Source organism: Nocardioides sp. GY 10127, from assembly GCF_004919085.1.
In the GTDB taxonomy this organism is placed as follows: domain Bacteria; phylum Actinomycetota; class Actinomycetes; order Propionibacteriales; family Nocardioidaceae; genus Nocardioides.
Window position 1 is genome coordinate 398,206 of record NZ_STGL01000006.1, and the last position, 13,863, is coordinate 412,068.

General features: G+C 73.4%; 17 protein-coding genes. 3 read left to right on the top strand and 14 right to left on the bottom strand.

From position 1 onward, the window contains the following. Positions 1–2: 2 nt before the first annotated feature. Both E8D37_RS11895 and truA read right to left on the bottom strand, forming a co-directional pair. The gene (locus E8D37_RS11895) at positions 3–617 is read right to left on the bottom strand and encodes a methyltransferase (RefSeq protein ID WP_136569972.1); all 615 of its coding nucleotides are present in this window, start codon (positions 615–617) and stop codon (positions 3–5) included. Further along, positions 614–1,531, bottom strand: a complete 918-nt coding sequence (gene truA, locus E8D37_RS11900; protein ID WP_136569973.1) for a tRNA pseudouridine(38-40) synthase TruA — start codon at positions 1,529–1,531, stop codon at positions 614–616. Before truA ends, E8D37_RS11895 begins: the two co-directional genes overlap by 4 nt. 105 nt (positions 1,532–1,636) lie before the next feature. On the opposite strand from truA, the gene E8D37_RS11905 reads away from it, so the two are divergent. Beyond that, positions 1,637–3,325 (top strand): FAD-dependent oxidoreductase, encoded by a 1,689-nt coding sequence (locus E8D37_RS11905; protein WP_206055710.1) that lies wholly within the window; start codon positions 1,637–1,639, stop codon positions 3,323–3,325. Positions 3,326–3,368: 43 nt separating this feature from the next. Here the strand turns inward: E8D37_RS11905 and E8D37_RS11910 are convergent, their stop codons facing one another. Next, on the bottom strand, positions 3,369–3,722 hold the full coding sequence (locus E8D37_RS11910) for a GntR family transcriptional regulator (RefSeq protein ID WP_136569974.1): 354 nt from the start codon (positions 3,720–3,722) through the stop codon (positions 3,369–3,371). Positions 3,723–3,875: 153 nt separating this feature from the next. Here E8D37_RS11910 and E8D37_RS11915 point away from each other — a divergent pair, with 153 nt between their 5' ends. Both E8D37_RS11915 and E8D37_RS11920 read left to right on the top strand, forming a co-directional pair. After that, positions 3,876–4,799, top strand: coding sequence for a PfkB family carbohydrate kinase (locus E8D37_RS11915; RefSeq protein ID WP_206055711.1), 924 nt, complete (start codon positions 3,876–3,878; stop codon positions 4,797–4,799). Between the two features lie 76 nt (positions 4,800–4,875). After that, entirely contained in the window at positions 4,876–5,838 is a 963-nt protein-coding gene (locus tag E8D37_RS11920; RefSeq protein WP_136569975.1) for a 2-dehydropantoate 2-reductase, read from the top strand. A 132-nt stretch (positions 5,839–5,970) separates the two neighbouring features. Here the strand turns inward: E8D37_RS11920 and rplQ are convergent, their stop codons facing one another. From rplQ to E8D37_RS11975, 11 genes are all read right to left on the bottom strand, one after another. After that, on the bottom strand, positions 5,971–6,519 hold the full coding sequence (gene rplQ, locus E8D37_RS11925) for a 50S ribosomal protein L17 (protein WP_136569976.1): 549 nt from the start codon (positions 6,517–6,519) through the stop codon (positions 5,971–5,973). A gap of 142 nt (positions 6,520–6,661) precedes the next feature. Further along, positions 6,662–7,678, bottom strand: coding sequence for a DNA-directed RNA polymerase subunit alpha (locus E8D37_RS11930; protein WP_136569977.1), 1,017 nt, complete (start codon positions 7,676–7,678; stop codon positions 6,662–6,664). A gap of 121 nt (positions 7,679–7,799) precedes the next feature. Then, on the bottom strand, positions 7,800–8,408 hold the full coding sequence (gene rpsD, locus E8D37_RS11935; protein ID WP_136569978.1) for a 30S ribosomal protein S4: 609 nt from the start codon (positions 8,406–8,408) through the stop codon (positions 7,800–7,802). Between the two features lie 28 nt (positions 8,409–8,436). Next, the gene (rpsK, locus tag E8D37_RS11940) at positions 8,437–8,844 is read right to left on the bottom strand and encodes a 30S ribosomal protein S11 (RefSeq protein WP_136569979.1); all 408 of its coding nucleotides are present in this window, start codon (positions 8,842–8,844) and stop codon (positions 8,437–8,439) included. Positions 8,845–8,912: 68 nt separating this feature from the next. Further along, on the bottom strand, positions 8,913–9,287 hold the full coding sequence (gene rpsM / locus E8D37_RS11945) for a 30S ribosomal protein S13 (RefSeq protein ID WP_136569980.1): 375 nt from the start codon (positions 9,285–9,287) through the stop codon (positions 8,913–8,915). Positions 9,288–9,497: 210 nt separating this feature from the next. Further along, the gene (rpmJ, locus tag E8D37_RS11950; RefSeq protein ID WP_136569981.1) at positions 9,498–9,611 is read right to left on the bottom strand and encodes a 50S ribosomal protein L36; all 114 of its coding nucleotides are present in this window, start codon (positions 9,609–9,611) and stop codon (positions 9,498–9,500) included. A gap of 41 nt (positions 9,612–9,652) precedes the next feature. Beyond that, on the bottom strand, positions 9,653–9,874 hold the full coding sequence (gene infA / locus E8D37_RS11955) for a translation initiation factor IF-1 (RefSeq protein WP_136569982.1): 222 nt from the start codon (positions 9,872–9,874) through the stop codon (positions 9,653–9,655). A 276-nt stretch (positions 9,875–10,150) separates the two neighbouring features. After that, a complete protein-coding gene (locus E8D37_RS11960; protein ID WP_136569983.1) occupies positions 10,151–11,203 on the bottom strand; it encodes an LLM class flavin-dependent oxidoreductase in 1,053 nt (350 codons plus the stop codon). Positions 11,204–11,248: 45 nt separating this feature from the next. Continuing rightward, positions 11,249–12,238, bottom strand: coding sequence for a TerC family protein (locus E8D37_RS11965; protein ID WP_136569984.1), 990 nt, complete (start codon positions 12,236–12,238; stop codon positions 11,249–11,251). A 201-nt stretch (positions 12,239–12,439) separates the two neighbouring features. Continuing rightward, positions 12,440–13,276, bottom strand: coding sequence for a type I methionyl aminopeptidase (map, locus tag E8D37_RS11970; RefSeq protein WP_136569985.1), 837 nt, complete (start codon positions 13,274–13,276; stop codon positions 12,440–12,442). Positions 13,277–13,287: 11 nt separating this feature from the next. Beyond that, positions 13,288–13,863 carry an adenylate kinase gene (locus E8D37_RS11975; protein WP_206055712.1) on the bottom strand — a complete coding sequence of 192 codons (576 nt, stop codon included), beginning with the start codon at positions 13,861–13,863 and terminating at the stop codon, positions 13,288–13,290.

Consider the following 13,863-nt stretch of genomic DNA (forward strand, 5'->3'; position numbering starts at 1 on the left):
GATCAGTACCCGGCCCGCCGGGTCTCCAGCACCCGGAAGCCCTTAGCGCTGGCCAGTCGCGTGGTCGGCCAGCCCTGCTCGCCGAGCCACCGCTGCAGCGAGTCGCCGCCGAGGTTCTTGCCGACGACCATGACCGCGCGCCCTCCCGGCGCCAGGTGCGGCAGCCAGCGCAGGAGCAGCCCGTGCAGCGCCTGCTTGCCGATGCGGATGGGCGGGTTGGACCAGATCTCGTCGAACTGCGCGTCCGGCGCCACCTCGTCGGGGAGGCAGGCCGTGAACCGGTCCGCCACGCCCAGCGCCTCGCCGTTGGTGCGGGCCAGCAGGAGGGCGCGCTCGTTGACGTCCACCGCCGTCACCGTGGACGCCGGGGAGGCCAGCGCGGCCGCCAGGCCGATCACGCCGTAGCCGCACCCGAGGTCGAGCAGGCGCGGCGCGGTCGGCGGCTCGGTCTCGCGGAACAGGACCGCCGTGCCGACGTCGAGCCGGCCGTGGGCGAAGACCCCGGAGCCGGAGTCCAGGCTCAGGCGGACGCCCCAGACCTCGGCGTCCACCGCGGTCCGGGTGAACGCGACGCTGGGGTCGGCGGTGAAGTAGTGCTCGGCGTCGTCGGTGCTCACGCGTCCGTCCCCTCCACGCCGTTCCTGTTCGGGCCCGTCCCGTTCACGTCCGGCGCTGCGTCGGCCCAGTCCGGGCAGTCCAGCTCGTCCTCGGTGCGCCGGGCCCGCGTCCGCTCGTTGCGGGCGGCCAGCTCGGCGTCGTCAGGGTAGGCGACCTCCTCCAGCACCAGCCCGTGCGCGTGCGCGACGGCGACGTGCGAGGTGCGGGCGCGGGTGGCGAGCACCTCCGCCGGCCAGGTGACCGGCCGCCGGCCCTCGCCGACGGCCAGCAGGCAGCCGACCAGCGCGCGCACCATGGAGTGGCAGAAGGCGTCGGCGCGGACGTGCGCGACGGCGAGCCCCGCGGCGTCCCGCTCCCACGTCAGGTGCTCGAGGGTGCGGATCGTGGTCGCGCCCTCGCGGGCCTTGCAGAAGGCCGCGAAGTCGTGGCGGCCCCGCAGCGGCCGGGCGGCCTCGGCCATGGCCTCGACGTCGAGCGGCCGGTTCCAGCGCAGGACGTGGCGCACGCTCAGCGGGTCGAGCACGGCCGGGTCGTCGGCCACCCGGTAGGCGTAGCGGCGCCAGAGCGCCGAGAAGCGGGCGTCGAACGCGTCGGGGGCCCGCCGCGCCCCGCGGACGGCGACGTCGGTCGGGAGGATGCCGTTGAGCCGGCGGACGAGGGCGTCGACCGGGGGCTGCGCGGACCGGCCGGCCGCCGCGACCACGGCCGCCTCGTCGACGTCCGTGTGCAGGACCTGGCCGCGGGCGTGGACGCCGGCGTCGGTGCGGCCGGCGCAGACCACGGGCACGGGGTCGGTGCGCAGGGCGGTGCCGAGCGCGCGCTGCACCTCGTCCTGCACGGTGCGCAGGCCCGGCTGCGCGGCCCAGCCGGAGAAGTCGGTCCCGTCGTAGGCGAGGTCGATCCGCAGGCGCACGCCGCCATCCTCCCGCACGGGCCCGGGACGAGCGCAGTCGAGGACCGCCCCCGGCGGCGTCCGCGTCACCCACCGGGGCGCGGCCGCCTGCCTACGCTGTCGACCGTGAGCACCTCCAGCACGCCGACGCCCGTCGTCCTGCTCGTCGCCGACGAGCACCTCGACGACCTGCGCACGGGCTTCGCCCGCTACACCGCCGAGTACGACGTGCGCTGCGCGCGCACCTGCGCGGAGGCCGAGGCCACGGCCCGCGCGGTGCGGGACGCCGGCGGCGCCGTCGCCCTCGTCGTCACGGACGCCGTCCTGCCCGACGCGCCGGTGCTGGCCGCGTTCGCGCGGCTGCGCGAGGCGGCGCCCACGGCCCGCCGCCTGGTCGCCGCCCACTGGGAGCACTTCCTCACCGCGGCCGACGACCTGCGCCCCGGCATGGCCAAGGGCAAGTACGACGCGTTCCTGCTCATGCCCCGGGGCACGCGGGACGAGGAGTTCCACCACGCCGTCACCGAGCTCCTCAGCGACTGGGCGTCGACCGCGGCGGGCCCCGAGGTCGTGAGCGTCAAGATCCTCTCCGCCGCCGACCACCCCGAGCTGCACGGCGTCCGCGACTTCCTGGACCGGATGGGGATGCCCTACAAGGTCGTCGACCCCGGCTCCGAGGTCGGCCTCGCGGTGCGGCAGGCGCACGCCGCCGAGGTCGGGGACGACCCGGCCTACCCGCTCGTCGTGGCGATGAACCGGCCCCCGGTGCAGGCGGCGACCGCGAGGTCGGTCGCCGCCTCGTTCTACGGCTCGGCCGAGGGCGTGGACGTGCCGGGCGTGATCGACCTCTGCGTCGTCGGCGGCGGGCCCGCCGGCCTGGCCGCGGCCGTGTACGCCGCCTCGGAGGGGTTGTCGGTCGTCGTCCTGGAGGCGGAGGCGATCGGCGGCCAGGCCGGCACGAGCTCGATGATCCGCAACTACCTCGGCTTCCCCCGCGGGATCTCCGGCATGCGGCTGGCCCAGCGGGCGCGCAACCAGGCGCTCCGCTTCGGCACCCGCTTCGTCACCGGCTGGCGGGTGGAGGCGCTGGAGCCGGGCGCCGACGGCGCGCCGCACACCGTGGTCACCGACGGTGGCTCGGTGCGGGCGCGCTCGGTCGTGGTCGCCACCGGTGTCGCCTACCGCAAGCTCCGGGTGGACGGCGTGGAGGAGCTCGTCGGCCGTGGCGTCTACTACGGCGCGGCGATGAGCGCGGCGCGCGAGCTCGAGGGGGCGGACGTCTACGTCGTCGGCGGCGGCAACTCCGCCGGCCAGGCGGCCGTGCACCTGGCTCGGTTCGCCCGCTCCGTCACGATCCTGGTGCGGCGTCCGTCGCTGGCCGAGACGATGAGCCAGTACCTCGTCAACGAGATCGAGTACACCGACCGCATCCACGTGCGCACCTGCACGGAGGTCACCGACGGCGGCGGCGACGCCCGCCTGGAGTGGCTGGAGCTCACCGACACCACCGACGGCCGCACCGAGCGGGTCGAGGCCCAGGGGCTGTTCCTGCTCCTCGGCGCCGAGCCGCACTGCGACTGGCTGCCCGACGACGTGGCCCGCGACCCCCGCGGGTTCGTGCTCACCGGCCGCGACGTCCCGCGCGAGCGCTGGGCCCATGGCCTCCCCCCGGAGAACCTGGCGACGACGGTGCCCGGCGTCTTCGCGGCCGGGGACGTGCGCGCGGGGTCGATGAAGCGGGTGGCCTCCGCCAGCGGCGAGGGGGCCTCGGTGGTGCCGCTGGTGCACGCCTGGCTGACGCCGGCGCAGGAGTGACGCTCAGCCGGGTCGGCGGGGCCTGAACCGGGACGTGAGCGGGTCAGCGGGGCCAGACCCGCTCGAGCAGGCGCTGCGCCTCCGCCAGCGACAGCCCCCGCCCGGCGGCCGCCGCGGCCAGGGCCTCGGCCCGGGCGCGCAGCAGGTCGTCGTCGCGCTGCTCGGCCACGAACGTCCCGCGCCGGCCCTCGGCCACGACGACGCCGCCGGCCTCGAGCGCCCGGTAGGCCTTCGCCACGGTGTTGGCGGCCAGACCGAGCTGCTCGGCCGCGGTGCGCACCGGGGGCAGCCGCGTGCCGACGGGCAGGTCACCGGTGGCGGCCCGGTCGGCCACCTGCCGGCGCAGCTGCTCGGAGGCGGGCTCGGGCGAGGCGGGGTCGACGGGCAGCAGGGTCACGGGGCCAGGGTAGGGCCGCCCCGCCGACGCCACGGTCACCCCCTGCCTGACAGCTGCCCGGGTCGCCCCTCCAGCGTGCCCGCGGGCCCCGGCGCGACGCCCCGGTCGTGACCGAGGTGACCTGCGCCGCACCCGCGTGCTAGGACTCACCCCATGGATGCGGCCCTGGAGCGTGACCTGCTGGTCGTCGGCGAGGCACTCGTCGACGTCGTCCACACCGCCGACGGGGCGGTCACGGCCCACCCGGGCGGCTCGGCCGCCAACGTCGCCGTGGCCCTCTCCCGGCTGGGGCGGCCCGTCCGCTTCGCCACCGCGTTCACCGGCGACGCCTACGGGCGGATGCTCTCCGAGCACCTCGACACCAACGGCGTCCTGCTCGCCTCCGACCCGGCGGTCATCGACCACACCTCGTCCGCGGCCGCCACGCTGGCCGAGGACGGGTCGGCCAGCTACGTGTTCGACCTGGAGTGGCGCATCGGCGAGGTGCCGCTCGAGCCGGCCCCGCTCGCCGTGCACGCCTGCTCCATCGGCGCGGTCCTCTCCCCCGGTGCCGGTCAGGTGCGCGACGTCCTCACGGCCCTGCGACCCGCCGCCACGATCACCTACGACGTCAACGCGCGCCCCAGCATCACGGGGACCGGGCCCGAGGTCGTGGCGGCCACCGAGGCGGTCGTCGCGCTCGCCGACCTGGTGAAGCTCTCCGACGAGGACCTCGACGGCCTCTGGCCCGGCCTGGGCCTCGACGGCGGCGCCGCCCACCTGCTCTCCCTCGGCCCGGCGGCGGTGGTCGTGACGCGCGGCGCCGAGGGCGCCGCCTGGTTCGACGCCCAGGGTCGGGTGGACGTGCCGGGCCGCACCGTCACGGTCGCCGACACCATCGGCGCCGGCGACACCTTCTCCGCGGCGCTCGTCGACGGGCTGGCCACGCTGGGCCGGCTCGGCGGTCGCCTGGACGGCCTGACCCGCGAGGACGTCGAGGGGCTGCTCGCGCACGCCGCGGCCGCCGCGGCCGTCACCGTCTCCCGCCCGGGCGCCGACCCGCCGACCCGCGCGGAGCTCGACGCCTCGCTCGCCTGAGGCCGCCCGGCGCCCTCTCCTCGCCCCGCGGGACTCCCCCGCCCGGCCTCACCGCTCGCCGCCTAGCCTGGGCCACGTGCGTTACGTGATCGTGGGTGCCGGGGCCATCGGGGGCGCGGTCGCCGCCCTCCTCCACGAGTCGGGTGCCGAGGTGCTCCTGGTCGCGCGCGGGGCGACCCTCGAGGCCGTCCGCGCCCACGGCGTCCGGCTCACCGTCGGGGACGCCGACGAGCGGGCGGTCCCCGTTCCCTCCGTCGCGGGCCTCGCGGAGGTGGAGTGGCGCGAGCAGGACGCCGTGGTGCTGGCCGTGAAGTCCCAGCAGACCGACGCGGTGCTGGAGGACCTCGCCGACGTCCCCGCCGGCGTCCCGGTGTTCTGCCTGCAGAACGGCGTCGACAACGAGCGCCGGGCCCTGCGCCTGCGCCCCCACGTCCACGGGGTCGTCGTGATGATGCCGGCCTCCAGCCTCGAGCCCGGTCGGGTCGTCGTCCACTCCGCCGGCCGCCCCGGCCTCCTCGACACCGGGCTGTTCCCGCGAGGCAGCGACGAGGCGGACGAGGCCTGGGCCCGGGACCTGCGGGCCGCCGGCTTCGACTCGGTCGTGCGCACCGACGTCATGGCCTGGAAGCGCCGCAAGCTGCTGGTCAACCTCGGCAACGGCGTCGACGCCGCCTTCGCCGAGTCCGAGGCTGCCGAGGAGCTCACCGCCCTGGTGCGGGCCGAGGGCGAGGCGGCGCTCTCCGCGGCCGGGCTGAGCGTGGTGGGGACGGCGGAGGACACCGCGCGCCGGGGCGACCTCCTGCGCCCGCTCGTCGGCCGATCCGGGGCCGGCAGCTCCACCTGGCAGAGCGTGGCCCGGGGCGCCGGGAGCGTCGAGACGGACTACCTCAACGGCGAGATCGTGCTCCTCGGCCGGCTGCACGGGCTCCCCACGCCCGCCAACGCCCTCGTGGGGGCCACCGTGCGGGCGCTGGTCCGGTCCGGCGGCGAGCCCCGCAGCCTCGACGCCGCGGACGCGTTGGCGGCGCTCCGCGCCTGACCCTCCCGCGGCAGCCACCCCGAACGGGACCCGAAGGCACAGGACCAGAACGCACAGGACCCGCCCGGCGTGCGCCGGGCGGGTCCTGTGGTGGGGCTGGGTCGTGCTGGTGCTCGGGACGAGCGAGGGGGCTCAGGCCTCCTCGGTCGACTCCTCCGCGGCCTCGGGGGCCTCGGCCGGGGTCTCGTCGGCGGCCTCGGTGGCCTCCACGGTCTCCTCGGCAGCGGGCTCCTCGACGGGCTCGGCCACGGGCGCGGCAGGCGCGGCCGGGGCGGCCTTGGTCTTCGGGGCGTAGGGCTCGGTCACGAGCTCGATGACCGCCATGGGGGCGTTGTCGCCCTTGCGGGGGCCGAGCTTGGTGATCCGGGTGTAGCCGCCGGGACGCTCGGCGAAGGCCGGGGCGATCTCGGTGAAGAGCTTGTGCTGCGCGTACTTGGTGACGACGTCCTTCTCCGGGTCGAGACCCGAGAAGAGCTCACGCAGGACGAGACGACGGCTGTGCAGGTCGCCCTTCTTGGCGCGGGTGACGAGCTTCTCGGCGTACGGCCGCAGGGCGCGGGCCTTCTTCTCCGTGGTGGTGATGGCGCCGTGCTCGAAGAGCGCGGTGGCCAGGTTCCGGAGGATGAGGCGCTGGTGCGCCGCGGAGCCGCCGAGGCGGGGGCCCTTGGTGGGCTTCGGCATGGGTGTCTCTCTTTCTCCTCGGCCGTACCAGGTACCGAGGTAGTCGGCCGGCGGGCGCCGGCCTGGTCATGGTGGTGGGCTCGGTGAGCCCGTCACCGCCCCCGCCCCGGCGAGCCGGGGTGGGGGACGGTGGGGTGGGACGTCAGAACTGCTCGTCCTCGACGAACGCGTCGTCGTCGTCGTCGTTGTAGGCGGCGAGGGCGGCGTGCGGGTCGAAGCCGGGAGCGCTGTCCTTGAGGGACAGGCCCATCTCGACGAGCTTGGCCTTGACCTCGTCGATCGACTTCGCACCGAAGTTGCGGATGTCGAGGAGGTCCTGCTCCGAGCGGCTGATGAGCTCACCCACGGTGTGGATGCCCTCGCGCTTGAGGCAGTTGTACGACCGGACGGTGAGCTGCAGGTCCTCGACCGGCAGGGCCAGGTCGGCGGCGAGCTGCTCGTCGACGGGCGACGGGCCGATGTCGATGCCCTCGGCCTCGACGTTGAGCTCACGGGCGAGGCCGAACAGCTCGACGAGGGTCTTGCCGGCGGAGGCGAGAGCGTCGCGCGGGCGGATCGAGGGCTTGGTCTCGACGTCGATGACGAGCTTGTCGAAGTCCGTGCGCTGCTCGACACGGGTGGCCTCGACCTTGTAGCTGACCTTCAGCACGGGGCTGTAGATCGAGTCGACCGGCATGCGGCCGATCTCGTTGTCGGCGCCCTTGTTCTGGGCGGCGGACACGTAGCCGCGGCCGCGCTCGACGACGAGCTCCATCTCGAGCTTGCCCTTGTCGGACAGCGTCGCGATGCGCAGGTCGGGGTTGTGGACCTCGACACCGGCCGGCGGGGCGATGTCCGCGGCGGTGACGTCACCGGCACCCGACTTGCGCAGGTACATGGTGACCGGCTCGTCGTGCTCGGAGGAGACCACGAGGGCCTTGAGGTTCAGGATGATCTCGGTGACGTCCTCCTTGACGCCCTCGACCGTCGAGAACTCGTGGAGCACGTTGTCGATCTTGATGCTGGTGACCGAGGCGCCGGGGATGGAGCTCAGCAGCGTCCGGCGGAGCGAGTTGCCGAGCGTGTAGCCGAAGCCGGGCTCGAGCGGCTCGATGACGAAGCGCGAGCGGAACTCGTCGACCGGCTCTTCCGAGAGGGTGGGGCGCTGTGCAATGAGCACTGGTTCGTTCCTTTCCGGGCCCGACCGCTATATGAGGGACCCGAACTGCGGGGGTGGAGGAGGTGCTGCGGGTGTGCCGCCGCCCCGACGAGCTCTCGCTCGCCGGGGCGACGTCACGGGGTCACTTCTTCGAGTAGTACTCGACGATGAGCTGCTCCTGGACCGGGATGTCGATCTGCGCCCGGACGGGGAGCTGGTGCACCAGGATGCGCATGCGCTGCGGCAGGGCCTCGAGCCACGCCGGGACGACGCGCTCGCCGTGGGTCTCGCGGGCCACGATGAACGGGGTCATCTCGAGGGACTTGGCGCGGACGTCGATGACGTCGTGGGCCGAGACCTGGTACGAGGGGATGTTGACCTTCTTGCCGTTCACCAGGAAGTGGCCGTGGACCACGAGCTGGCGGGCGTGGCGACGCGTGCGGGCGAAGCCGGCGCGGTAGACCACGTTGTCGAGGCGGGCCTCGAGCAGCTGGAGCAGGTTGTCACCGGTCTTGCCGTCGCGGCGGGAGGCCTCGACGTAGTAGCGGTGGAACTGCTTCTCCATCACGCCGTAGGTGAAGCGAGCCTTCTGCTTCTCCTGCAGCTGCGAGCGGTACTCGCTCTCCTTGATGCGGGCACGGCCGTGCTGGCCGGGGGCGTACGGGCGACGCTCGAAAGCGGCGTCACCACCCACCAGGTCGACGCCGAGACGGCGCGACTTGCGGGTCATGGGGCCGGTGTAACGGGCCATTTCTCAAGTCTCCTGTTCTCGGTCGGGCTCAGACGCGGCGGCGCTTGGGCGGGCGGCAGCCGTTGTGGGGCGTGGGCGTGACGTCCTGGATGGTGCCGACCTCGAGGCCGATGGCACCCAGGGAACGGATCGCCGTCTCGCGGCCCGAGCCCGGACCCTTGACGAAGACGTCGATCTTCTTCATGCCGTGCTCCATGGCCCGACGACCGGCGGCCTCAGCGGCCATCTGCGCGGCGAACGGGGTGGACTTGCGCGAGCCCTTGAAGCCGACGGTGCCGGCGGAGGCCCAGGAGATCACGGCACCGGTGGGGTCCGTGATCGTGACGATGGTGTTGTTGAACGTGCTCTTGATGTGGGCTTCGCCCGTAGCGACGTTCTTCTTCTCCTTGCGGCGAATCTTGGTCTTCGCCGCAGCCTGACGGCTCTTGGGAGGCATTTCTCTCCTGAGGTACTGGTCGAGTGTGGATCGAGGAAGTCAGCGGGAGGCGGCCGTGAGGCCCGCCGTCACTTCGCCTTCTTCTTGCCGGCGACCGTGCGCTTCGGACCCTTGCGGGTGCGGGCGTTGGTCTTGGTGCGCTGGCCGCGCACGGGGAGACCCATGCGGTGGCGGCGACCCTGGTAGCTGCCGATCTCGATCTTGCGACGGATGTCAGCCTGGACCTCACGACGGAGGTCACCCTCGGTCTTGTAGCTGGCCTCGATCGCGTCGCGGAGCTTGACCAGGTCGTCCTCGGTGAGCGCGTGGACCCGGGTGTTGGGGTCGACGCCGGTCACCTCGAGGATCTGGTGGGCGGAGGTACGGCCGATGCCGTAGATGTAGGTGAGAGCGACCTCGATGCGCTTGTCGCGCGGAAGGTCGACACCGACGAGGCGTGCCATGTCAGTGGCCTTTCGTTTCTCTGCGGGAGTGTCGGTCGTGCCGCGCCCCGGGACGTCTCGTCGAGACCCGGGCTCCGGCTCCTGCTCCGGAGGTGTGTTCGGCGCTCCCCGCCCTCACGGACGGTCGGTGCCTAGCGGACACGTTGTGTGCAGCGGGTTGCTGCGGGTGGTGCGTGGCGCCCGGAGGCGCCTGCGTCCAGCGGGGGCTGGTCAGCCCTGGCGCTGCTTGTGACGCGGGTTGGAGCAGATGACCATGACGCGGCCGTGGCGACGGATCACCTGGCACTTGTCGCAGATCTTCTTGACGCTCGGCTTGACCTTCATGTCAAGTCCTTCCTGTGGCCCCTCGGGGGCCAGACGGGCGGCTACTTGTAGCGGTAGACGATCCGACCGCGGGAGAGGTCGTAGGGAGACAGCTCCACCACCACGCGGTCCTCGGGGAGGATCCGGATGTAGTGCTGGCGCATCTTGCCGCTGATGTGGGCGAGAACCTTGTGGCCGTTGCTCAGCTCGACGCGGAACATGGCGTTGGGCAGGGCCTCCACGACGGTGCCCTCGATCTCGATCACGCCTTCTTTCTTCGGCATGTCCTCCACAATCCGTTGTTGGTGTCTACCGTGGTGCACCACGCGGTCGGGTGACCGCGCAGGTGGTCCGGGAACCTCCGACCACCGTGGTGGTCGTGGACCTCGTGCCGCCGACCTCGACCCTCGACCCGTGACGAGCACGGGCAGCCGTGAGGGGCGCAGGTCAGCCCACGTTGGACCGACACGCCAGTGTAGGGCGGTCGTGTGGTGAAACACGAATCCGGCCGCGCCCGGCGGGTCCAGCAGTGTAGGACGCTGCCGGCAGCCGCGCCAGCATCAGGCGGCAAGGTGCCGCAGCGTGTCCCGCCGAGCGGTCGCGACGGCCGGCTCGGCGCCCTCGTGGGCACCAGCCACCGGGTTCACCATCACCTCGTCCACGCCGAAGCGCGCCGCCAGCGCGGCGACCGCCTCCCGGGACTCCTCGGGGGCGCCGATGACCCAGCGGGCCGCCATGTCCTCGACGAGGGCGGCGTGCGCCGGCGCCAGGTCGACCTTCTCGGCGGCCTCCACCGACCGCAGCGGCACCATCGGCTGTCCGGTGCGCAGGGCCAGCATGGTCAGGAGCTGGGGTCGGGCCAGGCGTCGCGCCTCGTCGGCGTCGCTCGCGACGCTGGCGTTGACGGTGAGGAACGTGCGGGGCTCCGAGAGCAGGTCGGAGGGGCGGAAGCTGCTGCGGTACAGCTCCAGCGCCGCCTGGGTCCCGTCCCCGTTGCCGGAGAAGTGGTGGGCGAAGACGTAGGGCAGCCCCTTCTCCGCGGCCAGGCGCGCGGAGTAGTCGCTGCTGCCCAGGAGCCAGACGTCGGCGACGCTGCGCGCCGCGGGCGTGGCCCGCAGGGCCTGCGTCCGGCCGGCGACGCTCACGGCGACCCCGTCGGCGTCCATCATCGCCAGCAGGTCGTCCACGTAGTCGGGGAACCGGGCCACGGCGTCCTCCTCCACGCCGCCGGCACCGTGGCGCAGGGCGTAGGAGGTGATCGGGTCCGTGCCGGGCGCGCGGCCCAGGCCGAGGTCGACCCGTCCGGGGAAGGCGGCCTCGAGGAGCGCGACCTGCTCGGCCACGACGAGCGGGGCGTGGTTGGGCAGCATGACGCCGCCGGACCCGATCCGCAGGCGCTGCGTGACCGAGCCGATCATCGCCATGAGCACGGGCGGGTTGGTGGCCGCGACCGCGGGCCCGTTGTGGTGCTCGGCGACCCAGTAGCGGTGGTACCCCAGCCGGTCGGCCTCGCGGGCGAGGTCGAGGGTGGCGGCCACCGCGTCCGCCGACGTCTGGTCGGCGCGGACGGGAACGAGGTCGAGGACGGAGAGGGTGGGACGCTGCGTGCTCATCGTCGTCCCAACGCCGCTCCCCCGGTCGGCTGTTCCCGGCCCGGGTCAGGCGCCCGTCGTCCCCGCGGTGCGCCGGTCGTGGGCGTCCTTGAGCAGGCTCGCCACGGTGGTGACGCCGAGGATCACGACGATCGCGACCAGCGAGAGCCAGGTCGGGACGTCCGGGGCCCACTCGACCGGCCGGCCGCCGTTGAGGAACGGCACCTCGTTCTCGTGCAGCGCGTGCAGGACCAGCTTCACCCCGATGAACGCCAGCAGCACGGCCAGGCCGTAGGAGAGGTAGACGAGGCGGTCGAGCAGGTCGCCGATGAGGAAGTAGAGCTGGCGCAGGCCCATGAGCGCGAAGACGTTGGCCGCGAACACCAGGTAGGGCTCGTTCGTGAGGCCGTAGATGGCGGGGATCGAGTCGAGCGCGAAGAGCAGGTCCGTCATCCCGAGGGTGAGGACGACGATCAGCATCGGCGTGCCCACGCGCCGACCGTCCTTCCTCGTGGTGAGGCGGACGCCGTCGTAGTCGTCGGCGAACGGCAGCCGGGTCCGCACCCAGCGGACCGGCGCCGGCTCCCCCGGGTCCTCCTCGCCGTGGTCGAGGACGAGCTTCACCGCCGTGTACACGAGGAACAGGCCGAAGAGGTAGAAGACCCAGCTGAACTGGTTGATCGCGGCCGCCCCGACCCCGATGAAGAGGCCGCGCAGGACGAGGGCGATCACGATCCCCACGAGGAGGGCGGTCGCCTGGTACTGCCTGGGGACCGAGAGCCTGGACATGATGAGCAGGAAGACGAACAGGTTGTCCACGCTCAGCGAGTACTCGGTGACCCAGCCGGCGAAGAACTGCCCGGCGTAGTCGGCGCCGGAGAAGACCCAGACGCCCAGGCCGAAGAGGACGGCGAGGCCGACGAAGCCGAGCAGGTGGCGGACGGACTCGGCGGTGCTGGGCTCGTGCGGACGGCGTCCGATCACCAGGACGTCCACCAGGAGCAGGGCGGTGGTCAGCACGACGGTGCCGATCCAGAGCCAGAGGGGGACGTCCACGCGCGGGCCTTTCGGGGAAGGAGCAGGGCGCGTCGCACGCGCCGACCGACGGCGGTCCGTCGCACCGACAAGGTAGCCGGGGGCCCGGGAGGCGCCCCCATCCTGCGCGGCGTGCGTCAGCGCACACCGGCCGCAGGCACCGCCCAGGCACGCCGCCCAGGCACACCGTCCGGCGGCCGGCGCGGCCGCCGCGAGGTGGGGTCAGTCCGCGAGGGGCCCGAAGGGTGCGCCGAGGGCGGTGAGCCGCTCCTCGCCGCCGTCGAGGGCGGTGAGCACCCAGGAGCCGTGCTCCGTGACGGCGAAGGTGTGCTCGAAGTGGGCGGCTCGTGAGCCGTCCACGGTGACCACGGTCCACTCGTCCTCGAGGACGTCGGTCTCGGGGTCGCCGACGGTGAGCATGGGCTCCACCGCCAGGGCGATCCCGGGCACCAGGCGCGGGCCGCGGCCGGGCTTGCCGTAGTTCGGCACGTCCGGCGGCAGGTGCATCGCGGTGCCGATCCCGTGGCCGACGTAGTCCTCGACGATCCCGAGCGCGGTGCCCGTGGCGTCCTGCGAGCGGACGTAGGTCTCGACGGCGTGGCCGATGTCGGTCACGCGGCCGCCCAGGCGGGCCGCCGCGAGGCCGTGCCACATCGACTCCTCGGTGATCCGCAGGAGCTCGCGGTCGAGCGCGGTGGGCTCCCCCACCACGACCGACAGGGCGGCGTCGCCGTGGAACCCCTCCACGATGGCGCCGCAGTCGATGGACACCAGGTCCCCCGCCGCCAGCACGCGGTCACCCGGGATGCCGTGGACGACCTCGTCGTTGACCGAGGTGCAGATGCTGCCCGGGAACCCCTCGTAGCCGAGGAACGACGGGACGGCGCCGCGACTGCGGATGCTGTCCTCGGCGATCGCGTCGAGCTCGGAGGTGGTGAGGCCGGGGCGCACCGCCCCGGCCAGCACCTGCAGCGTCGCGCCGACCACGAGGCCGGCGCGACGCATGAGCAGCAGCTGCTCGGGCGTCTTGATCTCGACGCCGCGGTCGCGCCAACCCACCGGGGACCCGCTCAGGAGGTGGCGAGGCCGTCGAGCGCGGCCATGATGCGAGCGGTCACGTCCGCGACCTCGCCCATGCCGTCGACCTCGACGAGGAGACCACGGTCGCGGTACACGTCGATGAGGGGCGCCGTCTGCTCGACGTACACCTCCTGACGGTGCCGGATGACGTCCTCGGTGTCGTCGCTGCGGCCCGAGGTCTCCGCACGCTTGAGGAGACGCTGCACGAGCTCCTCCTGGTCCACGGTGAGGACCACGGCGACGTCGATGGCGTGGCCGGAGGCCTCCACCATGCCGTCGAGCTCGGTCACCTGGGCGAGCGTGCGCGGGTAGCCGTCCAGCAGGAAGCCGGGCTCAGCGTCGGACTCGGCGATGCGGTTGCGCACCATCGAGTTGGTCACCGAGTCGGGCACGTACTCGCCGGCGTCCATGTACTTCTTCGCCTCGAGGCCGAGGGGCGTGCCCTGACCCACGTTGTAGCGGAAGATGTCACCGGTCGAGATGGCGGGGATCCCGTGGTGCTCGGCGACGAGCGCGGCCTGGGTGCCCTTGCCGGCCCCGGGAGGGCCCATGAAGATCATTCTCAT